Origin of the sequence: Martelella sp. AD-3 (assembly GCF_001578105.1) — a bacterium.
In the GTDB taxonomy this organism is placed as follows: Bacteria; Pseudomonadota; Alphaproteobacteria; order Rhizobiales; family Rhizobiaceae; genus Martelella.
Genome location: NZ_CP014275.1, coordinates 3978722 through 4002305, shown reverse-complemented (window position 1 = coordinate 4002305; position 23584 = coordinate 3978722). Strand labels below are relative to the sequence as shown.

Below are 23584 nucleotides of genomic sequence, written 5' to 3'. Positions count from 1 at the left end.
CGGCCATGATGAACCTCACCGAATATCGCCGTACCGCCACCCGCCTCGCGGATTTCCTGCCCTGGGCCGCGCTGGTTGGCTCGGGCGTCGTACTGAACAAGGACGGCAGTTTCCAGAGGACTGCGAAGTTTCGCGGGCCGGATCTGGATTCCGCTGTTGCCGCCGAACTGGTCGCGGTCGCCGGGCGTATCAACAACGCCGTGCGCCGCCTCGGCTCCGGCTGGTCGATCTTTGTTGAGGCACAACGAAGCGAAGCCGCGACCTATCCCGGCAGCCAATTTCCTGATCCGGCCTCCGCTCTGGTCGATGCCGAGCGCAAAGCTGCCTTCGAGGAAGCGGGCACGCATTTCGTGTCGGGCTACTTCCTGACCTTCCTCTGGCTGCCACCCGCCGAAGATGCGGCTCGCGCCGAGACCTGGCTCTACGAGGGCCGTGAGCAATCCGGCGTCAATCCATGGGAGCTGATGCGCGGCTTTGTCGACCGCACCGACCGCGTGCTGGCACTACTCGACGGCTTCATGCCCGAATGCCACTGGATCGATGACGCGGGCACGCTGACCTATCTCCATTCCACGATTTCCACGAACCGCCATCGCGTCCGCGTGCCCGAGGTGCCGATGCACATCGACGCGCTGCTGGCCGATCAGCCGCTGACCGGCGGGCTGGAGCCACGCCTGGGCTTGTCGCATCTGCGCATCCTGACCATCACAGGCTTTCCGACAGCGACCACGCCCGGCCTGCTCGACGAGATGAACCGGCTCGCGTTCCCGTATCGCTGGTCCACCCGCGCCATCCTGATGGACAAGACGGACGCGACGAAACTCCTCACCAAAATCCGCCGTCAATGGTTCGCCAAGAGAAAATCCATCGCCGCGATCCTCAAGGAGGTGTTGACCAACGAGCAATCGGCGCTGGTGGACACCGATGCGTCCAACAAGGCGCTCGATGCCGACATGGCCTTGCAGGAACTGGGCGCTGACGTCGCCGGCATGGCCTATGTCACAGCAACCGTCACCGTCTGGGACGCCGATCCCCGTATCGCCGACGAGAAGCTGCGTCTGGTCGAGAAGATCATTCAGGGCCGTGACTTCACGGCCATGCCGGAAACCGTCAATGCCGTCGATGCCTGGCTCGGCTCAATCCCCGGACATGCCTATGCCAATGTTCGGCAGCCGCCGGTCTCGACGCTCAACCTTGCCCACATGATCCCGCTATCGGCCGTGTGGGCGGGGCCGGAACGGAACGAACATCTCGGAGCGCCCCCCTTGCTTTACGGCAAGACCGAGGGTTCGACGCCGTTCCGGCTTTCCCTTCATGTCGGCGACGTGGGCCATACCCTCGTCGTCGGCCCGACCGGCGCAGGCAAGTCCGTGCTGCTGGCGCTGATGGCGTTGCAATTTCGCCGTTATGAGCGAAGCCAGATTTTCGCTTTCGATTTCGGGGGATCGATCCGGGCATCGGCGCTCGCCATGGGTGGCGACTGGCATGATCTCGGCGGTGGATTGACCGAGGGATCGGAGGTTTCCGTTTCCCTGCAACCGCTGGCGCGGATCGATGATGCCTATGAACGGTCATGGGCCGCTGACTGGATCGCCGCGATCCTGATGCGTGAAGGCATGAGCATCACGCCGGAGGTGAAGGAGCACATCTGGACGGCGCTGACATCGCTGGCATCCGCCCCGGCGGGGGAACGGACCATCACCGGCCTTGCCGTGCTGCTGCAATCCAACGATCTGAAACAGGCGTTGCGCCCTTACTGCATTGGCGGCGCCTATGGCCGGTTGCTCGACGCCGAGGCCGAACATCTCGGATCAGCCGATGTACAGGCCTTCGAGATCGAGGGGCTGGTCGGCACTGGGGCTGCGCCTGCCGTCCTGTCCTATCTGTTTCATCGGATCGGCGACCGGCTCGACGGTCGGCCAACCCTGCTCATCATCGACGAAGGCTGGCTGGCGCTGGATGACGAAGGTTTCGCCAATCAGCTCCGCGAATGGCTGAAGACGCTCAGGAAGAAGAACGCTTCCGTCATTTTCGCCACGCAGTCACTTTCCGACATCGATGGCAGCAATATCGCGCCTGCCATCATAGAAAGTTGCCCGACGCGGCTGCTGCTGCCGAACGAACGCGCCATCGAGCCGCAGATCACGGCAATCTACCGCCGCTTCGGCCTCAATGACCGGCAAATCGAGATCCTCGCGCGGGCCACGCCAAAGCGGGACTATTACTGCCAATCGCGGCGCGGCAATCGCCTGTTCGAGCTTGGCCTCAGCGAAGTCGGCCTCGCGCTCTGCGCCGCATCATCCAAATCCGATCAGACCCGTATCGCCGAACTCGTTGCCGAGCATGGGCAGGACGGTTTTCTCGCGGCTTGGCTGCGCGATCGCGGCGTCGAATGGGCCGTCGATCTGATCCCGAACCTTACCAATCTTGTCGAACGCACAGAGCCCGCTCGGTCGGTCGCGCCAGATCAAATCCATCCAGATGACAGCCAAGAAAAGGAGATCCTGCCATGATCCGTATCCCCGTTTCCCGATATGTCAGTGCATCCGTGCTGGCGCTGACGCTCGCCATGCCTGTTGCACTGTCGCCCATGCTGGCAAGCCCCGCTCACGCTTTTGGCTTCGGCCGCATCGTCTATGATCCGACCAACTATGCGCAGAACCTTCTGACCGCCGCACGCACGCTGGAGCAGATCAACCACCAGATCACCTCGCTTCAGAATGAAGCGCAGATGCTCATCAATCAGGCGAAGAATCTCGCCAGTCTGCCATATTCCTCGCTCCAGACTTTGCAGCAGAACGTCCAGCGCACGCAGCAGCTTCTGGCCCAGGCGCAGAACATTGCCTTCGACGTACAGAACGTCGATCAGATGTTCCAACAGAAATACGGCAAGGTTTCGCTATCCGCGACCGACGCCCAGCTCGTCGCCGATGCACGGTCCCGTTGGCAGAATACGGTCGGCGGCTTGCAGGACGCCATGCGCGTGCAGGCCGGTGTCGTCGGAAATATTGACACCAATCGCGCTGAAATGTCCGCCCTTGTCGCGCAGAGCCAGAACGCGACCGGCGCGTTGCAGGCGACACAAGCGGGCAATCAGCTTCTCGCGCTCCAGTCGCAGCAGCTTTCCGACCTGATCGCGCTGATGTCCGCCAATGGTCGCTCCGAAGCTCTGATCGAAGCCGAGCGCGCCACCGCCGCCGACCAGGGCCGCATCCAACGCGAGCGTTTCCTGACACCGGGATCGGGCTATCAGCCGGGCAATGCCCGGATGTTCGGCAACGGCAGCAACTGACCGGACAGGAGGGGCGCGACATGGACGGCAAGATGCTGGCCCGGCTTGGCGCAATCATATTCGTGGCCATCGCCATCACCGCGACGGTGATCGAAATGACACGCGAGGACGAACCAGCACAGCCCCGTTCGGCGCCGGCGCTTCAGGCGCCTGCCGATCCGCTGCACCAGAGCCTGCGCCACTGCCAGCAGTTAGGCGAGGCCGCCGTGAACGACCCCGGCTGCCTCGCCACCTGGGCCGAGAACCGCGACCGGTTCCTCGGCCGGACGCCGGTGCCCGCCGCTCCGCATCAGAACGGGGGACAGTGAACCATGGGCGGCACCGGCGTCATCGACAACTTTCTGGGTGTTTTCACCAGTTATATCGACAGCGGCTTTGGCCTGCTCGGTGGCGAGGTCGCCTTCATTGCCACCACGCTGATCGTCATCGACGTAACGCTGGCGGCATTGTTCTGGTCCTGGGGTGCCGACGACGACATCATCGCCCGGCTGGTCAAGAAAACGCTGTTCATTGGCGTCTTCGCCTATCTGATCGGCAACTGGAACAATCTCGCCCAGATCATCTTCGACAGCTTCGCCGGTCTTGGCCTGAAAGGTTCGGGCACCAGCTTTTCCGCCGCCGATCTGCTGCGGCCCGGCAAGGTGGCGCAGACCGGCCTCGATGCCGGTCGCCCGCTGCTCGAATCCATCTCGGACATGATGGGTTATTGGTCGTTCTTCGAGAACTTCATCCAGATCGCCTGTCTCATGTTCGCCTGGGCGCTGGTGCTGCTGGCCTTCTTCATTCTCGCCGTGCAGCTCTTCGTCACGCTGATCGAGTTCAAGCTGACCACGCTGGCGGGCTTTGTCCTCATTCCCTTCGGCCTCTTCGGCAAGACCGCCTTCATGGCTGAGCGCGTGCTCGGCAATGTCGTCTCTTCCGGCATCAAGGTGCTGGTGCTCGCCGTCATCATCGGCATCGGCTCGACATTGTTCTCGCAGTTTACGGCCGGTTTCGGCGGCGTGACGCCGACCATCGACGACGCAATGGCGATCGTGCTGGCCGCACTTTCCCTTCTCGGCCTCGGCATCTTCGGTCCCGGCATCGCTTCCGGTCTGGTTTCTGGCGGCCCGCAGCTTGGCGCAGGTGCAGCAGTTGGAACCGGCCTTGCCGCTGGCGGCATGATGCTTGCCGGCGGCGCTGCCGCAGGCATGGCCGCGAAGGGAGGGGCAGCGGCGCTGTCGGGTGGAGCTGCTGCCGTCCGTGGCGGTGCTGCTGCGGCAGGGGCGGCGAGCGCCGCCTATAGTGTCGGATCGCTCGGCCAGTCAGGGGCTGCCGGTGTTGCCTCCGGCCTCGGCGGCGTTGCCCGCGCGGCAGGCTCCGCCGCCGCATCGCCCCTGAAACGAGCGGCCTCGAAAGCAGCGGAAAGCGTCAAATCCAGCTTCTCCGATGGCGCGCGCGGCGGGCTCGGCGTCACGGGTGGATCGTCCTCGCTGGGAACCATTGGCGGTGCGAGCGTGGCCGGTGCCGCACCCGCCTCCGCACCGGCGGGCGGACCGCCTGCATGGGCGCAGCAGATGCACCGCCGCCAGGCGCTCAATCACGGCACGACCATGGCCGCCCATGCCGTCCGCTCCGGTGACAGCCACGGCGGCGGCTCTTCCGTCAACATTTCCGAAAGTGACCGCTCATGAACATCTTCAGACGTCCAGCGACCCATTACGGCAAATCGCCCGAACCCGAGACGCCTTACCAGAAAGCCGCACAAGTCTGGGACGAGCGCATCGGCTCGGCTCGCGTGCAGGCCAAGAACTGGCGCTATATGGCCTTCGGCTCGCTGATCCTCTCGGCGGGCTTCGCTGCCGCGCTCGTTCTGCAATCGGCGCGAGGGACCGTCGTGCCCTGGGTGGTGCAGGTCGATAATCTCGGCCAAGCCCAGACCGTCGCCGCAGCCACCGCCGATTACCGTCCGACCGATCCGCAGATCGCATTCCATCTTGGCCGTTTCATCGAGCAGACGCGCTCGATCCCGGCGGATGCCATCATCGTGCGCCAGAACTGGCTGCGCGCCTATGAGTTCGCCACTGATAGGGGAGCGGCCGCGCTCAACGACTATGCCCGCGCCAATGATCCGTTCACCCGTGTCGGCCGCCAGCAGATCGCAGTCGAGGTTTCCAGCGTCATACGCGCCTCGAACGACAGCTTCCGCGTCGCCTGGACCGAGCGTCACTATGAGAACGGGCAGCTTTCCACGACCGAGCGCTGGACCGCGATCCTGACCATCGTGATCCAGACGCCGCGCGATGCCGAGCGTCTGCGCGCCAATCCGCTCGGCATCTACGTCAATGCAATTTCATGGTCGCGGGAGATGAGCCAATGACCATCGCGTCTTCCCGCAATTCCGCCTTGCCGGTTTTCCGTAAACCCGCCTTTGCAGCTTTGTTGCTTTCGGTCACCATGCTGGCAGGCTGCGCCACCAACAAGACGCCGCAGTTCAGCTATGATGCCGATGTGCCAGCGTTGCCCGTCGTGCCGACCGCTGTCACCGATGACCGGCCTCGGCCGCTTCACACGCCGCCGGCCTGGGCGGTCGCACGCGGCGGAACCGCTGCCGGAACACCGGCAGGCAGGGTTGAGAACGCCAATGCCGCCGCCCGCGTCGAGCCGCGCCGCGAGGGTTACTATAATGCCATCCAGATATATCCCTGGTCGGAAGGCGCGCTCTATCAGGTCTATGCCGCACCGGGCCAGATCACCAATATTGCGCTGGAGCCGGGCGAAAGCCTGACCGGCGCGGGACCGATCGCGGCAGGAGACACCGCCCGCTGGATCATTGGCGATACCGAGAGCGGGAGCGGTACGTCGCGCCGGGTCCATATTCTCGTCAAACCATCCCGATCCGACATCTCAACCAATCTCGTGGTGACGACCGATCGGCGCACCTATATGATCGAGCTGCGCGCCCGCGAGGCGCTCTATATGCCGTCCGTATCTTGGTCTTATCCGGCGCTGCCTGCCGGTCAGCGCCAGACGGTTCCCGCAGCACCCATCATCCCGGTCGAGGCGGCACGCAACTATCGTTACGGCCTGACCGGAGATACGCCGCCATGGCGGCCGATTTCCGTCTTCGACGATGGCCGCCGTGTCTATGTCGTTTTCCCGCGCGGCATCGTGCAGGGAGAGATGCCGCCGATCTTCGTCATCGGTTCCGACGGCGAGACCCAGGTCGTCAACTCCCGCATTCACCAGAACATCCTGATTGTGGATCGCCTGTTCGGCGCGGCTGAGCTGCGTCTTGGCAGCGGCAAGCAGCAGCAGACGGTCAGGATCGTTCGCATCGAGCAAAGGCAAGCTGCCCAGCCCGCTAAAACCGGGGAGCAACCGTCATGAGTGAGGAGGCTACCATCAACCCAACGCCGATGCGTCTGCGCGCCGAGCCGCCGCGCGTCACCCGCCTGTCGCGCAAGATGCTGGCCGGCGTTGGAGCTGTCGCGCTCCTCGGCATTGGCGGCGCATTGATCTATGCGCTCCAGACCCGCGATATGAGCGGAAATGACGAGGAACTCTATTCGACCGAGAACCGCGCCACGGCAGATGGACTGGCGGGTCTGCCGAAGGATTATACCGGGCCGGTCCTGGGACCGGCATTGCCGGGCGATCTCGGTGGCCCGATTCTGGATGCCCAGAACCGGGGTCAGCCCGTCACGCCGCCCGCCATGGCGACGCCTGCCCGGGATCCTGCCGAAGAGCGCCGGCTTGCCGAAGAAGAAGCTGCGCGTCTCAGTACAGTGTTCTTCCAGTCCGGGCCAAGAGTGGCGACGACAGCTGGCTCGACGATGCCGGGGCTTGTGGGGCCGGACTTTGGTGCCCAACCTGAAACGCAGGACCGGCACACAGCTTTCCTGAATGGGCCGGTGGATCGGCAGACCGTTGCCATGGACCGGATCATGGCGCCAGTCTCGCCCTATATCCTGCAGGCCGGGGCCGTGATTCCGGCCGCGATGATTACCGGCATCCGCTCTGATCTGCCGGGGCAGATCACCGCGCAGGTGACGGAGAATGTCTATGACAGTCCGACCGGCAGTCTGCTGCTGATCCCGCAAGGAACCCGCATCATCGGCCAGTATGATGCGGGCGTGCAATTCGGTCAGCGCCGCGTGCTGCTGGTCTGGAACCGCCTGATACTGCCCAATGGCCGCTCGATCGTGTTGGAGCGCCAGCCCGGCGCGGACGCTTCCGGCTATGCCGGGCTGGAAGATGGCGTTGATTACCACTGGTGGGATCTGATGAAGGCTGCGGGGCTGTCCACGTTGCTCGGTATCGGTACGGAACTGGCGACCGACGACGAGGATCGGCTGATCCGCGCCATCCGAGATGGGGCGCAGGACACCATCAATCAGGCCGGACAACAGATCGTCCAGCGCCAGTTGCAGGTCGCGCCGACTCTCACCATCCGGCCGGGCTACCCGGTCAGGGTCATCGTTACCCGCGATCTCGTACTTGAACCTTACAGGAACTGACCATGACGAAGCTGAAACTCGGCCCCCTCATCGAAGACAAGCCCGTGAAGGTGACGGTGGAACTGCCAGGGCCGCTGCACCGCGATCTTGCTGCTTATGCCGAAGTGCTGGCTCGCGAGACCGGCCAGCCCGCTGCCGATCCTGTCAGGCTGATTGTGCCGATGTTGGAACGGTTCATCGCCACGGATCGGGGCTTTGCCAGCGCCCGAAGATCTTGCTCATGAGGTGCCGTGCGGTTCACGGCGCGTCGCGGCGATGATTTCCATCAACGTATCGACGGCCTTTCGTGTCGCATCCCATTTGGCGGTCTGATCCATTTCCCGGTTCTGAAGGGTGAGGCTCACCGCGCCGTGTACCGTTGACCAGAACATGAAGCTGTAACGGCTCAGATCCATGGCGGGCAAAAAGCCTTGGTCCTGAGAGCAGCGAAGTCCCGCCAGCAATAGATTTAGTATCTGTCTTCCAGCTTCGCCCGACCATGGATCATCGCTGACTCCGAGCCGTGGCGGCGGTGTGAACATCAGTCGGTACAGCGTGGGGTTTTCGAGGGCAAAGCGGACATAGGCATAGCTGCCATCACGCAAATAGCCGAATGGATTGCCGCGCATCTGCTGGAAGACCGCCAGCTTTTCCCTGTAGAGCTGGTTGAAACCTTCGTCCCGAACGGCGCGCAACAAGGCGCTTTTGTTACGGAAATGGCCGTAAAGCGCTGGCGCTGTGCAACCGATGGTGTGCGCGACCGCAGTCAGCGGTACGTCGAGGTCGCCACGTTCTGACAGCAGCCGGATCGTTTCGTCGATCGCGCGACGAGCAATATCAAGTTCTTGCTCTTTCCGGGGACGGGCCATTCGGATGCCTGTTGCAACTTGTCGTGAAAACTAAACGACATTTACTTTTTTCGTTGACGGGCCGGAAGTCAAGAAGCAGCATTCAGTAACTGAACGTCGTTTAGTTTGAGGATGTGCGGAGAGCCGATGAACGCACACAGATCGATTTTCGCGTTGATGATGGCGGGGTGCCCGTCAGAAACCGAACGCTGTTTCGGATGATGCACCATGGCTGTGATCGGGAACAATCAGACCTCGCCTGATGATAGCCTCACAAAGGTCGTTGAGGGGAAACCCGGCACATCTGCGGTCCGGCTGAACCAGTTGCGATATTTTGTGGCCGCCGTCGATTATGGGAGTTTTCGCAAGGCTGCTGCCGCGCTTTCTGTGCAGGAATCCTCCATCAGCCGACGAATCCGTGATCTCGAAGATGAACTCGGGGCGTCGCTTTTCATGCGTCATGCTGGCGGGGTGCGGTTGACCGTTGCCGGGCGGGAATTCCTGCGCAACGCTCGCCATGCTCTTCGCCAGATCGACATTGGGGTGACCAAGGTGGCGGCGGTTGGCCGGGCGGAGCAAGGGCTGATCAAGGTCGGGATATTTTCGTCCCTTGCGTCAGGATTTCTGTTCGATCTGTTGCGTGCCTTCAGCACGCGCCACCCGAACGTGCAGGTCGACCTTATTGACGGCAATCCGCCCGAGCACATCGCGGCTGTCCGGAAACTTTGTCTGGACGTCGCATTCATCACGGGAACCGCGGCATGGGATGGCTGTGAGGCGGAGCATTTATGGTGCGAGAAGGTTTTCGTGGTGCTGCCCGATAACCACCCTTTGACGGGCAAACCGGAACTTGGATGGGGCGATTTGGTCTCCGAGCGGTTCATTGTGAGTGACGTTGCGCCGGGTCAGGAGATCCACGACTATTTGGTTGCTCACCTTGCCGGTCTCGGCCGCCACCTCGATATTCAGTCTCATCAGGTCGGCCGCGACAATATCCTATCGCTGGTCGCTCTCGGTCGCGGCCTCACTCTGACGAGCGAAGCAACGACCGTCGCCCAGTTTCCAGGGATCACCTACCGGGAACTTGCGGATGAGGTGCTGCCGTTCAGCATGGTCTGGTCCGCGCAAAACGACAATCCGGCGTCTCGGCGGTTGTTGAGCCTGGCACGATCGCTGACAGGGCTGGCCCGGCGAAAATAGGGTTTGACGGCACTGTACGATCACGCCGTAGCATTGGCTGCAATCGACATCGACGGTGCCGGTATCGAAGATGTCGTGGCGCTGCCCACGTCCAGGCTGACTGACTTCGATAGCGCTTTTGCCTCGCCGTGTTTGTGTACGGTGACACGGTGCGCATCCGGCCTTCCTCGGGCTTGACAGTTTGAGGCTTGTTAGAATAGAAAGTATACGGACATCGAAAGGTGTCCCATATACTTTTTATCCTTTTAAGTGCGGCGGGACGAGCAATGCTGAAATGGGGTGTCGAGAGGCGGTTGGAGTTCATCGAATTCCGCCTGTTCTGGGAGGGGGGTGTCAATCGCTCTGACCTGATCGATACGTTTGGCGTCTCCGTTCCGCAGGCGTCAAAGGACTTGACCCATTATCAGGAGCGTGCGCCGCAGAATGCGGTCTATGACAAAAGCGCTCGCCGCTACGTAGCCGGCCCGGAATTTCAGCCGGTGTTTCTAGACCCGGACCCGGACGCCTATCTCATGCGGCTCCGATCGATGGCGGAAGGTTTCGCCGACGCGGGGGCGAACTGGCTCGCTGCCCCGCCTGACATGGATATCGCTCTGACTTTGCGCCGTAAGGTCGATACCGAAGTTCTGCGTTCAGTTCTGGCGGCGGTGCGGGAGGAAAGGTCGCTGGACCTTCATTACCAATCCATGAACCGCGATCGGCCCGATCCGGCATGGCGGCGGATTACCCCGCATGCCTTCGGCTTTGATGGTCTGCGCTGGCATGTGCGGGCCTGGTGCCATGAGACGGAGCGCTTCAAGGATTTCCTGCTCTCGCGTGTCCTTGGATTCGGCGAGTTCGGCGAGCCAGGTGCTGCTGCGGCACAGGACCGGCTGTGGCAGGAAACCTACGATATCACCCTTGTGCCGCATCCTGATCTGTCGGTCGGTCAGCAGGCGGTGGTCGCAAAGGATTACAACATGACGGACGGGCGCGCTGTGCTGACAGTTCGCTACGCCATGCTGTTCTATGTGCTCAAGCGGCTAGGACTCCTTGATGGGGCTAGGCTGCGTGATCCCCGGACCCAGCATATCGTTGCCGCTGACGAAGACGAGGTTGCCGCCGCCCTTGAGCGTGCGCAGCATGAATTCGATGAGGCTGACACAGCAAGCGGGGCGGTACCTAAATGATGGTGGCCGCAGCGAAATATCGGATGTCCTTTGGCGTGGGCGGGCTGATGCTCAATGAGAGCATCGTGATTGCTCAAGCTTATCAACCCGGTGAGAACTGGGCATCTGCTCGTGAGCGTTTGCTGGCCCAGGGCGCGTCATCCTTACCCAAACTGGCCTCGCAAACCCGCGCATCGCCCGGGCCACGCGCTGCACTTCCGGCACAAGATCGCGCATCCGCTCGGGCGACATGTATTCCAGCGTCGAGGAAACCGAGATCGCGGCGATGATCCGCCCGGTGGCATCACGGATCGGGGCGGCCACGCAACGGATCGAGGGCTCGTCCTCGCCCAGATCATAGGAATAGCCGCCGAGGCGATATTTCGCCATCAGCGCCAGCCAGTCAGCTTCCGTCATGTCGCCGGGCAGCAGATGATGATCGCGCTGATAGAGCCGCGACAATGTCGCCTGGGATTCATCGAGCATCAGCGCCTTGCCGACGCCGGTGGAGTTGACAGGCTTGCGTCCGCCGATCCGCGAACTGATCTCGACCGGGCGGGTCCCGCGCAGCTTGTCGAGATAGGCGACTTCCCAGCCGTCGAGCTGCGCCAGATGCACCGTGTCGCGCGTCTCGCGCGACAGATCCTCGAGCCAGTGACGTGCGACGCGCACCAGATCGGTCTGGGAATAGGCGGCGAAGCCGAGTTCGATCAGCCGCGGGCCGAGGGCGAACTCGCGCGGGTTCTCGGCCTTGAGATAGCGTTGCTCCAGCAGCACCGACACGATTCGATGCACCGTGCTGTAGGTGAGCCCCGTCATCGATGCTATTTCTGCGATGGTGCGTGGTTGGTCGGCCGCCGCATCAAGAATCTCGAGCCCACGCACTAAGGTCTGGCTGCGTGGAGCGCGCGCATCCTTTTCGTCAATGCCTATGTCAACCGTCTCTACCATTTGAATCTGCCCTCCAGACTGTCTCCTGTTTAACCGCCGACGGACAATGGTGCTAGGGGAACGAATGGCCGGAGGCGGCCCGCATGAGCCACCTTTTCTGGCTTCGCATCGGTTGGTGCGTGCATTGCCACGGCCGAGCGCGAACAGGCGATTATCGCCGCCGTCAACACCCTCAAGCACAACTCGGATCAGTGCCGAAGCGCAATCACTTTCACGCAGGCTTGCACACGCCCGACCGCGTCGACCCTATGGCGAGCGGTGTTGCAAGGACAATGCGCAAGCGCGATCCGCGCGGTCTTCGGGTCACTCACGAGCCCGTGCCTCTGCTGATGCGACTAATGGGCAGGGTCTCCGAGCCTCCCCTTGTAGCCAACCATCGTGCTGGACTATCCGGCAACATATCCTGCGGTCCACACCGTAGGTGGATGTTATGTCGATTCCCCGGACCGATAGACCTCGGTAGCCTGAAGCCATCGCACGTTCTTGTTTCGGGCTTGCGTTCAATATGACATCCGTGACGCCTGCAGCGCTGGCGGCGGCGTGTTCAAAGGCTCCGGCGATGCGCTCCACATTTAGCCCGCCAATGGCAGCGAGGGGCAGTGAGCCAATGCGAGCCCTCCAGACGCTGAGGCGCGCAAGGCCCTGCGGTGCCCAGGACATAACCTTGAGCCGGGTTGGATAGATCGGACCGAGCGCGACATAATCCAGACGGGCCGCTAGCCTCAAATCTATCTTTTGAGGCTCTGCTGCAGGGCCTTCTACTTACCGCCAATCGCCGCGCCACCGACGGCGCTCGCGATATTGCGCAGAATGTCCCTGAACCGCCCCGGGTTTGCCGGAGGCTGATTGTCATTAGTTACGCGGCCATGTCTTCAGTTTCCAGAGCCGCGTAGAAGTTTGCCTCGGCTTCTGCCGGCGGGATATTCCCGATGGGCTCGAGCAGACGGCGGTTGTTGAACCAGTCCACCCATTCCAGCGTCGCGTATTCGACACTCTCGAAGCTGCGCCAGGGGCCACGGCGATGGATGACTTCGGCCTTGTAGAGCCCGTTGATGGTCTCGGCCAAGGCATTGTCATAGCTGTCGCCAACACTTCCCACGGACGGTTCGATGCCGGCATCTGACAAACGCTCGGTGTAGCGAATAGACAGATATTGCGATCCGCGATCGCTGTGATGGACCAGGCCCATAGCTTTCGTCGGCTTCCGGTCATGGACCGCCTGCTCAAGGGCATCCAGAACAAAACCGGTCTGCGCTGAGGTGCTGACCCGCCAGCCGACGATCTTGCGCGCATAGGCGTCGATGACGAACGCGACATAGACGAAGCCCTTCCAGGTCGCGACGTAGGTGAAGTCGCTCACCCAGAGCATGTTGGGTGCCGGAACACGAAATTCACGGTTCACCTTGTCCAAAGGACACGGCACTTTCTTGTCCGGGATTGTTGTTCTGTGCGGCTTGCCGCGGATAATGCCTTGAATATCCATGTCCTTCATAAGCCTCGCCACAGTGCAACGAGCGACATCGAACCCTTCCCGGGCAAGCTGACGCCAGACCTTGCGGACGCCGTAGACTTGGTAGTTCTCCTCCCAGACGCGTTCGATCTCGGGCCGCAGGGCGTCATCACGACGGGCACGGTCAGACAGCCGCGCCGGGTCAGCCCGCTTCGCCAAGTGATCATAGTAGGTGGAGGGGGCGATCGGCAGCACCGCGCAGATCGGCTCGACCCCATGCGCATCGCGATGCGCTTCAACAAAATCCACCATCACTTCGACCGGCGGTCGAGCTCCGCCATCGCAAAATAAGCCGACGCCTTACGCAGGATCTCGTTGGCCTGCCGCAGCTCGCGGTTTTCCCGCTCCAACGCCTTCATCCTCTCGGCCATCTCGCTGGGAACGCCTGCGCGCCTGCCGCTATCAACCTCGGCCTTCTTGACCCAGTCGTTCAGCGTGTTCGCCGAGCAGCCGATCTTCGATGCAATCGACGTGATCGCCTGCCAGCGAGAGCCGTGCTGACCCTCGCCGTCAAGAACCATCCTCACCGCGCGCTCACGCACCTCAGGGGAAAACTTGTTCGTTGTCTTGCTCATGATGCTCCATCCTACTCAAGAGTTGGAGCCTCCGGCAAACCCGGGGCGGTTCACCCATTCCGTTGCCAGGGCGCGCCTCGCAGCCGCCCACGGACTATCATCCAATGACCTCACCTCGCGATGCCCGTCCAACAGGGTTTCATACAGGCGCAACGTCCGGCGGGCAGCTTCAGGGCGCGAATAGGTCGCCGCGGTCGTGCGCGCCACCTGGATCAGGGGTGCTCTGTCCGCCACCGAGAGCTCTGCGACCCATCCGACCGCCTCTGCGAACCGAGCGGCTGATGCGTCCGCAGGCAAGAGCCGGCCATTGCTTCCATCCACGACAACCTCCCGAGCGCCGGGCGCCTCCAACGCCACCACCGGCACCCCGGCCGTCATCGCCTCGGCCAGCACCAGTCCTTGGGTCTCGGAATGGGACGAGAAGGCAAAGACGTCCATCGCGGCGTAAACGTCGGACAATCGTTCGCCTTCGACCGGCCCCAGCAGGTGAACCCGGTCGGCAAGCCCGGAACGCGCGAAAGCATCCCGCATGGGCTCCTGCATGTCGCCACCGCCCGCAACCAGAAAATGAGCGCCGTCATGAGCAGCAAGGAACAGGCCGATGGCGTCCGTAAGATAGCCGAGGTTCTTTTCCCGTGCCAGACGCCCGACATGCCCAACGACGAAGGCATCCGGCCCGATGCCGAGTTCGGCCCTGATGCGCTTGCCGTTACCATGGTCGAAACGGGACGCTTCTATCCCCGTCGGGATAACGGTGACGGTCACGGCGACTCCATGCTCGTTCAGGAAAACCTTGATGCTCTCGCTCGGGGCGATGATGGCGTCGCAGAGGTCGCAATAGCCGAGGGCGAGGCTGAGTACCAGCCGTTCCAGGGCCGGCGAATCCTGCGCGACATAGTGGCCGTAGAGTTCGTATCGCGTGTGGTACGTAAAGGCGACCGGCAGGTTGCGGGATGCCGAGATGCGAAGTGCGGTATCTCCGAGCAGGAACGGATGGTGGGCGTGGATGATATCGGGCCTGAACTCGTCCAGCTTTCCGGCAAGGGTCAGGGTAATCGGGACGGGAGCGGAAAAGTCGCTGCCCGCGAAGCGCTGGATCGCCGGCATCCGGATCACGCCCACCTCGTTTTCCGGCATGTCGGGGAATTCCGGCGCGACGACGAGGACCGAGTGACCTCGCGCCCGCAGTTCCTCCGCCAAGCCCGACACGCTGCGGGCGACCCCACCAATATGCGGCGTGTAGGTATTGGTAAACATCGCTATATTCATGTCGATACTTCTATGGCGCGCCGGCGGCACAATGCAAGGCGAGAGCGTGTGCTGCGCGCCAATCGCACGTGCACAGAGTTTTGGTAATGACACCCACTGCCAATGAATGTATCGTCAAAATTTATAGCCGACCTGAACCCCGGCCCGTGCCATACCGTCATTGGGACCGTCGCAGAGATTGGCATGCGATGCGTGCGCGACTTGCACGATGCCACTCCAGTGCGGATCGATACGGTAACCGGCGGCGACATATTAACGGAACAGGAAACGGCAGCCCAGTGTACGCGCCGCCTACACCCCATTGAATCCCGGTATTCTTGACCGTTGATTCGTGCCAGAACGGCTTCGGCAAGCGCTGGAGACTTGGGATGAAGGCGGGCTTTGCCAAGGCACTGTGGTTCGAACCAACGCTCAATGCCACCTTCGCTGCAATGGCCGAACATTACCATACGACCGTCCCACCGACCAGAAGCCGCAAACCGCGTGACAAGGCCAAGGTCGAAGGTGTCGTGCTGAACGTCGAGCGCTGGATAGTGGCGAGAGGTTATGCAAGCCCTTCTTCTTTAAGCGCCTGCTGGACAGACGGTCGGCCACCAATCCGCCGCGCGTATTCGCCAAGCTTCGGCCATAGAGACATATCCATCTTGAGGAAGTTGCACCAGCCGAGCACCGTGAAGAGATAGGCATCGGCCACCGTAAAACTGTCGCCTACCAGATAACCGGCATCTCCGATGCGGTTCTGCGCTTCGATCAAACGGCCGGTGGCCATTTTCTCGAAGAAGGGACGGGCTTCGGCTGGCAGATCGGCACGAAACAGCGGCGCTAGCGACTTGTGAATCTCTGTGGCGATGAAGTTCAGGGTTTCGAGAAGCTTCCAGCGCTCCTCTCCCGTCACTTTGCCGAGTTTCCCGTCGGCCTTGTCCGCAATGTATTGCAGCACCACGGCGACTTCAGAGAGCCTAGTCTCGCCATCAACGATCGTCGGCACCAGACCGAGTGGATTGATCTTGGTATAATCCTCACCCTCGACCTTGTTCCCAGACGGGTCCATCACAACCATCCGGCAGGTCACGGGTAAGCCCGCTTCCAGACAACTGATGTGAGCAGCCAACGAACAGGCCGCCGGCATGTAGTAGAGTTCCATCATCACAGTATTTCCCTTACATGGAGTTGCGGCACAGATACCCTGAAACTGGTGCCGGAGGTCGTGTTTCAGAAACGCCAGATCAGACCAGTACCGACAAGCAGAGGATCGAGCGTCGCCTTTCCTGCCGCCGCCGGCCCGCCAACGCCCAATGTGCCGCCGACATCGGCTTCTAGCCAAATTTTCTTGACGTCGAAGTATACGCCCAATCGCTCATCAATCATGCTTTCGAAACCAACTTGAAGGACGGTGCCCCAAGCGTTATCCACATCGAATCCGGCAACATCGCGCGCTTTCGAGTCCAGTATCATAGTGTAATTGATACCCGCGCCAACATAGGGCTCGAACATCGGATTCCCGGTGGGAAACCGATACTGGAGCGCAAGAATCGCAGGGGCGTAAGTCACGTCCCCGAGATATGCTCCAGCAAGGGATCCGTCGCCGCGAATCTCTGCGGTAGGTGGGATTCCGAATGTGAAGGTGGCGGAAATCTGCTCGTTGACGCGATAGCCGACATCGAAGCTCAACGAGTAGTTGTCGTCGACCGAAACATCGGCGCCCGGAAATGGTGCACCTCCGACGGACAGATCGGCTCCGGGGCTGAAGAATATCCCCACGGGTCCGCCCCGGAGATACCAGCCGTTTTGGTCTGCTTCCTGTGCCCGAGAATCACTGGTCTGCGCCAGAGCCAGACAAGCTCCAACTGTAGCGGTAAAACAAACTTGACGCATATTTTTCCTCCCTGATGTATCAAATTGTTATTGATACTGTCGCCCGCACTTCGCGTAGTAGGGTAGCCTTCTATGTTTACAGCAGTTTACGCAGGTCAGTTGCTGTGATCAGAGAATCGTCCGTGACAGCGTAGCCCTTCGAGATGAGACGGCGAACGATCGCCATGTCGCGTGGCGCGCCGAAACAGATGGCACCTACCAGCACATCGCCGATGACCGCGAAACGCGTGAACGACCTTCCTTCGCCCTTCCGCACAAGTATAGTTCCCCCCTCTGGCTGGTTATCCCCGATCATCTGGATGTTGAGGTCGTATTGATCAGACCAGAACCAAGTGTTGATTGCATAGGGCTCCTTCTTCCCCAGCATGTTTCGTGCGGCGGCGGCGGCCTGGTCCTGCGCATTGGCCCAGGATTCCATCCGTGTCGGCTGGCCATCGCCAACACGCATCGCCGCCACATCACCGGCCGCGTAAATCAGCGGGTCGGACGTACGCAGAAATTCGTCAACGATGACACCATTGCCGGTCTCAAGGCCAGCCTCCCTCGCAATGGCATCATTAGCTATCGCGCCGATACCGATAACGACCACGTCGACCGCCAGCATTTCCCCGTTTGATAGCGTCACGCTTTCAACCTGATCCTCTCCGCCTACCGTCACGATCGAGGTATTCAAGTGGATCACGGTGCCATTGCTACGGTGGACATCAGCCAAAGCGACGCCGACATCCGGTGGCAGACTCCGACCGCAGAGTCGGTCGGCGAGTTCTACGACCACTGCCTCCATCCCGCTTTTGCGGGCTGTTGCCGCAACTTCAAGACCAATCCAACCCGCGCCGATCGACAAAAGGCGCTTTCCTGGCACCATTTGCGCGCGCAAGCACTCCGCATCATCAATGGTGCGCAGATAGAAAACATTGCCTTTGCCCTCGAAGGGGCCATCAAGCGTGCGGGCGCGACTACCGGTCGCGATCAGCAGGCGGTCATAGGGCAGGCGTTGGCTCGAAGAGAGCCGAACAACCTGCGCGTCCCGGTCGATTGCTTCGGCGCGTTGGTTGATCTGAAGGTCGATGGCGAGATTTTGCGCTACCTCGGCTTTCAGCAGGCAGGTGCTCTGTGCGTCCGCCGCACCCTGAAGCACCGCCTTCGACAGCGGCGGTCGGTCATAAGGAAGGTGCCGTTCCTCCGAGAGGATCGTGACGGCGCCCTCGAAGCCTTCTGTTCGTAGCGTTTTCGCCGCGGTCACTGCAGCCAAGCCGCCGCCTATGATGATGATACGTTCCATCGGGGTCTTCCTCAGTCAATAATGCGGATGACGCGAAGTCCTGTGCTACGCGTCATCCGCTGATTACTTGTCCGCGCCTATGGCGCGTTCCTGCCCTGAGTTAGGAACCCTCTTTGAAGCTCTCGGGGAACGGAGCGCCCCAAGAACTGAAAATGCCCGGCTGGTCGGCCTTCCAAATGAACGGGCCTGCCTTGCGGTCCACACAACGCGGCATTTCGCCCGAAAGCTCATAGCGGTTGCCATCCGGCGTGAAGAAATAGGAATAAAGATTCGAACCCACGCCATGGCGACCCGGGCCTGCTTCAGTCATTATCCCACCGCGTGCGATTTGATCGAGCATGAGCTTCATGTATTCGAGGTTCGGGATCGTCCATGCGAGATGGTCGAGCGTCTCATGAGGCGCACCAGCAAACATCGCCACGTCATGATGATAGTCGCCGACATGCATCCAGGCCGCAAGACGCCCCTCGCCGCCTGGGAACTCGACAATGTCAGCGGCATAGAAATCGACATGTTTGGTCAGGAATTCGATCGTCTGCGTCGCATCCGGTCCGACGCGCAGCGTGACATGGTCGAGATCAAGCGGCGCCAGTCCGCTCAGGTGGTTGGCCTTGCGCGCAGCCGGATTGTAGTAGTGCTTGCGCGCTTCGGATCGCAGAAGCGCAATCTGCATTTTCTGCTTCTGGGGCGGCAGGTCAAACTCGATGATTTTCTCTACGCCCGGATCGCTGTCCGTCATCGCCCGCACCTGGACACCAGCGTCAGAAACGCGCTTGCTGTACTGCTTGAGGTCTTCCTCATCATCCGCAGCGATCGCAAAGCTGATGACGCCCGTACCACCTTCGGTTACGGCCACGTCGTAAGTTCCATCGGTACCGCACGTCAGGTAGACAGTGCCATCTTGCCGGGCGACTTCCTCGAGCCCCAATACGTCGGTGTGAAACCGCACCGACTCATCGAGGTTCTTAACCCACAAGTGCGCGTGCGACAGTTTTTGAAGAGCCATAATATTCCTCCCCTTGGATGGATGGCATTGATGTCAAAGCCCCTGTTGGAGCGTTCTTTCCATGAACATGAGGCGGTCGTTGCCCCACCACATCTGATCTCCCACGATCATCGTGGGCGTACCGAACACGCCGGCCTCATGCGCAGCTTGCGTGCTAGCCTCGTATTGGTCTGCGGCCTCCTGCGAAGAAACCCAAGCCGAAAGCGACTCGGGACTCCAGCCCAAACGATTCGCCAATTCAGCCAGCAACGCAGGGTCGGCCAGATCTGCACCTTCGCCCCAGACCCGGTCCCAACCAGCGCGGATGAAGACTTCGCCCTCGCCCTTAGCCAATGCATAGAGGAAAGCCTTGTTGAGCTTCTCGGAGGCGAGCGACTTCGGGAAGATCAAAGGCACACCATATTTCTCAGCCCAACGGTCGAGATCCTTGCTCAGATAGCGGATCTTCAACGGAAGGCTGACATTGGGTGGGGCGGTGTTCCCCGCCATGAGCTTGAGTTGGGGGAGGTTCACGACATGAGGGCGAAATTCCAGTCCGTATCGCTTGCAGAGCTCCGGCACCTTGTGAAATGCCAGGTAGGCGAAGGGGCTCATGAAGTCGAAGTAAAAGTCAAGCTGCCGACCTGTCACTTTCCGCCCTCTGCCTCAAGCTCGGCAACTAGTTTTGCCCATTGCCGACCGGATTCCCGCGCGCCTTCCAGAACCGTCTCGGGAACCAGATGATAGGGCGGACGACAAGGCCCCGCGACCATCCAGCCTGCCGCGTCCATACGGGCTTTCTCAATACCGATGTTGTAAACTGAGAACTCCTTGAACGAACCGTTGGGGAAGAGTGTCCGATATGTGAGGCCAATTCTGTCGGTCAGTGCTTTGGCACGGGTCCAATCGCCGCTCTTCACCGCCTCCGCCACAAGATCCCGAAGCTGGATCACCGGAGTAGGCCCGCAAACCGCACCACTGGTCCAGAACGCTGTGCAGTGTTCAGGGTCGAGCCGGGCGGCGGCATAATAGTCCACATCAAGCGGCATCAGTCGAATACGGCGCTTGGTCAGGTTCAGGTCGGTATAAAGCGCAGCGGTGTTTATGTACTTTGCGGACACAATCTGCGGAATTTCAGAGATCTGCGCCCAGAAGGCACGCGGGAACTCGAACTTGAATGCCTCGGGGTTGGCGTAAGCACAGATCGCCATGTCCGGGCAGGCTTCGGCCACATCACGAAAGAACTGAACAGCAGTAGGCACATCAGGCTGCACCCACATTGGAAGCCCCAGCATCACCCCGTCAAGCCCGATCTCGCGCGCGGCCTTGGTCATGCTGATGGAGTCGCGGGTATTGAGGGCGGTCGCGCCGCCGAAGATGGGAACGCGGCCGCGCCCCACCTCGACGAGCGTCTGCATGAAACCGCGCTTCTCGTCCCAGGTTGTAGTGGCGCCCTCCCCCAAGGTACCGAGAGAGAGAATCCCGTTCACGCCCGAGGCGATTAGAGCCTCCACGACGCGAGCAGTTTCGTCCAGATCGACCGTGTCCTCTGCGCTCGGGTCCGAAGCGTTGGGCTTGGACGGCGTGGGCATGATTGCCCAGCAACCCGTCACGTCATCGACCGTGAGAAGTTCATGTTTCATGAATTGATATTCCGATTTGCGTGGATTTTCTGTCGGGATCGGCAAGCGCGCGGCCAACGCACGCCATACCCATCGGACTATGCGTTGAGCGGAACCGCGTTTCCTCGGTCCTCCCGCCAAAGCCCAAGCTTCTCTTGACAAACGCGATCGGAGTAAGAGAACATTACGCCATCGCTATCCGCCTCATGCGTGACGGTGTGCCAGCTCGGAACCACGAACAGATCCTTCGGACCCCATTCATAGGTCTTGCCGTTTATGACACTGCGACCGGTTCCTTCAGTGACCACAAACACCGTCGCATCGGTCGATCGGTAAGGCTGCGTCTTGAACCCCTTCGGAAGGAGCTGCAAGCATGGCGAAATCGTCGGCATGGCCCAGCCGCCGTCCACCGGGTTGATATAGCGCATCTTGATACCGTGGAAGGGGTCGATCTCCCCCTGCTTCAAGAGGTGGTCAAGCGCTTCGCGCGAGCGTTCGTAAGGATAGTTGAAGATTGGCGACGATACTCTGGTCGGTTCGTAATCGACCGGAAGCATGTTGGCGCCATAACGCCAGGTGCTGTCTTCGGGCTGGCGGGTGATTGGCTGCTGATCCGCGTGATGCTCTTCAGCGAAGGAGGCGTCGAACACCGACACGATAGGAATGTCGAGACCGTCGAGCCAGATCATCGGCGCGTCGCTGTCGTTGCCGTGATCATGCCAAGCACCGGGCGGGGTGATCACGAAATCGCCGAACTGCATGACTGTACGCTCGCCATCGACCGAGGTATGCGCGCCGCAACCATCCAATACGAAGCGCAGGGCCGACTGGCTATGACGGTGTGCAGGGGCGACCTCACCCGGCATGACGACCTGCAGGCCGGCATAAAGCGAGGTCGTGTTCCGGGATTGGCCGCGCAGCCCAGGATTTTCCAGCACGAGAACACGCCGCTCGGCTTCCTCCGCGGTGATCAACCCGCCAGCTTCCAGCAGATAGGACTTGGCTTCGTCGAAATGCCAAAGATGCGGCACGCAACCGCTCCTGGGCTCAGGCGTGATGATATTCGACAGCACAGTCCAGAGCGCAGTATAGGAACTGCTGTCGATTTTGTCGTAGAACGACCTTCGTTCCGCGGTTTCCACAGGCTTCTCGGTAAGCGACATATGATCCTCCGTTTTGCGCCCTCAGACAGAAAGCGTCACATACATATCAGAACTGGAATTCCGGGGTGGTAACGGTGAGGCCGTCAAGATTCGGGGCGAGCCGTATCTGACAAGCAAGCCGACTGCCGTCCTGCCGATTGGCCGCAAATTCCAGCATACTAGATTCACCTTCCCCAACTGGTGGAAGTAGAGGGAGCCAAATGGCATCGACATAGACTTGACAAGTGGCGCACGCACACGCTCCCCCGCAATCCGCGTCAATGCCCGGCACACCCGCCATAGTTGCGGCCTCCATCAACTACTGCCCTTCTTGCGACGAAACCTCACGCCGTTCGCCCGCCGAATCAATAAACACCACTTGGATCGCCACCGGCCTTCTCCTCCCCGCAAAATCGTTCAATACGGCCATAATCCTCACCAAGGGCGCGCAGCGCCGCACATTTCGGAACCGTAAAGATGCGCCTATTCCTCCATTCGCCCGCCCTTTTCACGATCGCCTCCACCCCAGGATAGTAATCCAACAACGGCGTCCGAGAATTAAGCATGCACACTATCTCTTATGCATATCTTCCCACGGGTAGTCAAGCCGATTGATACTCTGGGACCATACCTTGGACCGCCGGTGCATTTTCCGTCATGGCAATGGTTTCGCCGTTTCGTACGCCTGTTCCTGTTTCGCACGATCCATGATGTGGCGCTGATGATCGGCCACGAACGCGCCGGTCGCAGCCCACTACAGATGGCTGCAGCATGATGTCAGGGTTCACGAAACAGGCAGTAGGTCATGTTGATCACTAGCATCTGCTTGGTCATGTTCGGAAATGCGTGAAGCGTGCAGGACGTGAGCCTAAACAATCCGTCCAAGACCTGCCTTGACGCGGCGCAGCGGGATTGAGGATTCTATCGACGCCACGCCTCGGACTTTCGTCAAGCGACCGACGAGGAAGCGCTCGAATTCCTCCAGCCCGGTGGTGGCTACTCGCAGCAGGTAATCCCGGTTTCCGGTCATCAGCCAGCAGTCGACAACCTGGGGGAAGGTGGCAATCGCGGCCTCAAACGTGGCCAGCGCCTCGTCCACCTGTTTGTCCAGTTGTACCGAGACAAAGACCGTAAAGCCGAAACCGAGGGTGGCCTCGTTGATCAGTGCGGCGTAGCCGGTGATGACACCGATTTCTTCCAGATGGCGCAGGCGGCGGGCGGTTGGAGAAGGGCTCAGGCCGATCCGGGCGCTCAAATCGTTGATTGTAAGGCGGCCATCATTATGCAGGACGCGCAGGATCTCTGAATCGAAGTGATCTAGTTTGGCGGGCATCAGCGCAAATCTCTCCATTCGTGGCGATACGAGCCAATTATCAGGAATGATGCGCTCATAATAGCCGGGAAAAC

Annotated in this window: 25 protein-coding genes, 3 pseudogenes and 1 other annotated feature; of the genes and pseudogenes, 12 read left to right on the top strand and 16 right to left on the bottom strand. The window is 60.9% G+C overall.

Translation table 11 applies throughout. The features are described from left to right. Positions 1-5 precede the first annotated feature (5 nt). From trbE to AZF01_RS18380, 8 genes are read left to right on the top strand one after another with little or no spacing between them, the layout of a single operon-like run. Positions 6-2513, top strand: a complete 2508-nt coding sequence (gene trbE / locus AZF01_RS18415; protein WP_024707400.1) for a conjugal transfer protein TrbE — start codon at positions 6-8, stop codon at positions 2511-2513. Continuing rightward, complete coding sequence (gene trbJ, locus AZF01_RS18410; protein ID WP_024707399.1) at positions 2510-3292, top strand: P-type conjugative transfer protein TrbJ; 783 nt, start codon at positions 2510-2512, stop codon at positions 3290-3292. Before trbE ends, trbJ begins: the two co-directional genes overlap by 4 nt. Positions 3293-3312: 20 nt before the next feature. After that, positions 3313-3600, top strand: a complete 288-nt coding sequence (trbK-alt, locus tag AZF01_RS18405) for a putative entry exclusion protein TrbK-alt (protein WP_024707398.1) — start codon at positions 3313-3315, stop codon at positions 3598-3600. Between the two features lie 3 nt (positions 3601-3603). Further along, positions 3604-4965: a P-type conjugative transfer protein TrbL gene (trbL, locus tag AZF01_RS18400; protein WP_061449815.1), complete on the top strand. Its 1362-nt coding sequence runs from the start codon at positions 3604-3606 to the stop codon at positions 4963-4965. Then, positions 4962-5651 (top strand): conjugal transfer protein TrbF, encoded by a 690-nt coding sequence (gene trbF, locus AZF01_RS18395; RefSeq protein WP_024706909.1) that lies wholly within the window; start codon positions 4962-4964, stop codon positions 5649-5651. The genes trbL and trbF overlap by 4 nt, the downstream gene beginning before the upstream one ends. Then, positions 5648-6661 (top strand): P-type conjugative transfer protein TrbG, encoded by a 1014-nt coding sequence (gene trbG / locus AZF01_RS18390; protein ID WP_024706908.1) that lies wholly within the window; start codon positions 5648-5650, stop codon positions 6659-6661. The genes trbF and trbG overlap by 4 nt, the downstream gene beginning before the upstream one ends. Next, complete coding sequence (locus AZF01_RS18385; RefSeq protein ID WP_024706907.1) at positions 6658-7791, top strand: TrbI/VirB10 family protein; 1134 nt, start codon at positions 6658-6660, stop codon at positions 7789-7791. The genes trbG and AZF01_RS18385 overlap by 4 nt, the downstream gene beginning before the upstream one ends. Before the next feature lie 2 nt (positions 7792-7793). Further along, positions 7794-8015, top strand: coding sequence for a DUF2274 domain-containing protein (locus AZF01_RS18380; protein WP_024706906.1), 222 nt, complete (start codon positions 7794-7796; stop codon positions 8013-8015). Here the strand turns inward: AZF01_RS18380 and AZF01_RS18375 are convergent. Next, entirely contained in the window at positions 8010-8639 is a 630-nt protein-coding gene (locus AZF01_RS18375; protein WP_024706905.1) for a TetR/AcrR family transcriptional regulator, read from the bottom strand. The genes AZF01_RS18380 and AZF01_RS18375 overlap by 6 nt on opposite strands. A 207-nt stretch (positions 8640-8846) precedes the next feature. On the opposite strand from AZF01_RS18375, the gene AZF01_RS18370 reads away from it, so the two are divergent. Beyond that, positions 8847-9818, top strand: a complete 972-nt coding sequence (locus AZF01_RS18370) for a LysR family transcriptional regulator (RefSeq protein WP_024706904.1) — start codon at positions 8847-8849, stop codon at positions 9816-9818. A 266-nt stretch (positions 9819-10084) separates the two neighbouring features. Beyond that, a complete protein-coding gene (locus AZF01_RS18365) occupies positions 10085-10987 on the top strand; it encodes a WYL domain-containing protein (RefSeq protein ID WP_024706903.1) in 903 nt (300 codons plus the stop codon). A gap of 51 nt (positions 10988-11038) precedes the next feature. Here AZF01_RS18365 and AZF01_RS18360 read toward each other — a convergent pair whose 3' ends face one another. From AZF01_RS18360 to AZF01_RS23635, 5 genes and pseudogenes are all read right to left on the bottom strand, one after another. After that, positions 11039-11917 (bottom strand): IclR family transcriptional regulator, encoded by an 879-nt coding sequence (locus AZF01_RS18360; RefSeq protein WP_024706902.1) that lies wholly within the window; start codon positions 11915-11917, stop codon positions 11039-11041. Positions 11918-12345: 428 nt separating this feature from the next. Beyond that, positions 12346-12637 (bottom strand): annotated as a pseudogene (locus tag AZF01_RS23640) (thiamine phosphate synthase); the annotation flags it as partial. Between the two features lie 136 nt (positions 12638-12773). Next, positions 12774-14002, bottom strand: a protein-coding gene (locus tag AZF01_RS18355; protein ID WP_152534486.1) for an IS3 family transposase whose coding sequence is annotated in 2 segments (ribosomal slippage) — positions 12774-13714 and positions 13714-14002 — 1230 coding nt in all. Because the reading frame shifts where the segments join, the coding sequence is not laid out codon by codon here. Beyond that, positions 13605-13721 (bottom strand) — a sequence feature (AL1L pseudoknot). (Overlaps the previous gene by 117 nt.) Positions 14003-14017: 15 nt before the next feature. After that, positions 14018-15271 carry a glycosyltransferase gene (locus AZF01_RS18345; protein ID WP_024706818.1) on the bottom strand — a complete coding sequence of 418 codons (1254 nt, stop codon included), beginning with the start codon at positions 15269-15271 and terminating at the stop codon, positions 14018-14020. 114 nt (positions 15272-15385) lie between these two features. Continuing rightward, positions 15386-15550: pseudogene (locus AZF01_RS23635) on the bottom strand (acyloxyacyl hydrolase); the annotation flags it as partial. 89 nt (positions 15551-15639) lie between these two features. Here AZF01_RS23635 and AZF01_RS23630 point away from each other — a divergent pair. Then, positions 15640-15813: pseudogene (locus tag AZF01_RS23630) on the top strand (IS21 family transposase); the annotation flags it as partial. A 2-nt stretch (positions 15814-15815) separates the two neighbouring features. On the opposite strand, the gene AZF01_RS18340 reads toward AZF01_RS23630, so the two are convergent. From AZF01_RS18340 to AZF01_RS24340, 9 genes are all read right to left on the bottom strand, one after another. Then, the gene (locus AZF01_RS18340) at positions 15816-16418 is read right to left on the bottom strand and encodes a glutathione S-transferase C-terminal domain-containing protein (protein WP_197489621.1); all 603 of its coding nucleotides are present in this window, start codon (positions 16416-16418) and stop codon (positions 15816-15818) included. Between the two features lie 65 nt (positions 16419-16483). Next, entirely contained in the window at positions 16484-17146 is a 663-nt protein-coding gene (locus AZF01_RS18335) for an OmpW family protein (protein ID WP_081725682.1), read from the bottom strand. Positions 17147-17222: 76 nt separating this feature from the next. Next, the gene (locus tag AZF01_RS18330) at positions 17223-18428 is read right to left on the bottom strand and encodes an NAD(P)/FAD-dependent oxidoreductase (protein ID WP_024706821.1); all 1206 of its coding nucleotides are present in this window, start codon (positions 18426-18428) and stop codon (positions 17223-17225) included. 100 nt (positions 18429-18528) lie between these two features. Continuing rightward, complete coding sequence (locus AZF01_RS18325; RefSeq protein ID WP_024706822.1) at positions 18529-19434, bottom strand: VOC family protein; 906 nt, start codon at positions 19432-19434, stop codon at positions 18529-18531. 33 nt (positions 19435-19467) lie between these two features. Further along, on the bottom strand, positions 19468-20064 hold the full coding sequence (locus tag AZF01_RS18320; RefSeq protein WP_024706823.1) for a 2-hydroxychromene-2-carboxylate isomerase: 597 nt from the start codon (positions 20062-20064) through the stop codon (positions 19468-19470). After that, positions 20061-21056 carry a dihydrodipicolinate synthase family protein gene (locus tag AZF01_RS18315; protein ID WP_024706824.1) on the bottom strand — a complete coding sequence of 332 codons (996 nt, stop codon included), beginning with the start codon at positions 21054-21056 and terminating at the stop codon, positions 20061-20063. The genes AZF01_RS18320 and AZF01_RS18315 overlap by 4 nt, the downstream gene beginning before the upstream one ends. A gap of 77 nt (positions 21057-21133) precedes the next feature. Further along, positions 21134-22198, bottom strand: a complete 1065-nt coding sequence (gtdA, locus tag AZF01_RS18310; protein WP_024706825.1) for a gentisate 1,2-dioxygenase — start codon at positions 22196-22198, stop codon at positions 21134-21136. Between the two features lie 46 nt (positions 22199-22244). Then, on the bottom strand, positions 22245-22493 hold the full coding sequence (locus tag AZF01_RS18305; protein ID WP_197489671.1) for a 2Fe-2S iron-sulfur cluster-binding protein: 249 nt from the start codon (positions 22491-22493) through the stop codon (positions 22245-22247). A gap of 49 nt (positions 22494-22542) precedes the next feature. Then, the gene (locus AZF01_RS24340; RefSeq protein WP_197489620.1) at positions 22543-22719 is read right to left on the bottom strand and encodes a hypothetical protein; all 177 of its coding nucleotides are present in this window, start codon (positions 22717-22719) and stop codon (positions 22543-22545) included. Between the two features lie 101 nt (positions 22720-22820). On the opposite strand from AZF01_RS24340, the gene AZF01_RS24520 reads away from it, so the two are divergent. Then, a complete protein-coding gene (locus AZF01_RS24520; protein ID WP_371260650.1) occupies positions 22821-22952 on the top strand; it encodes a hypothetical protein in 132 nt (43 codons plus the stop codon). 93 nt (positions 22953-23045) lie between these two features. Here the strand turns inward: AZF01_RS24520 and AZF01_RS18300 are convergent, their stop codons facing one another. Then, positions 23046-23510: an Lrp/AsnC family transcriptional regulator gene (locus AZF01_RS18300; protein WP_024706826.1), complete on the bottom strand. Its 465-nt coding sequence runs from the start codon at positions 23508-23510 to the stop codon at positions 23046-23048. Positions 23511-23584: the final 74 nt, after the last annotated feature.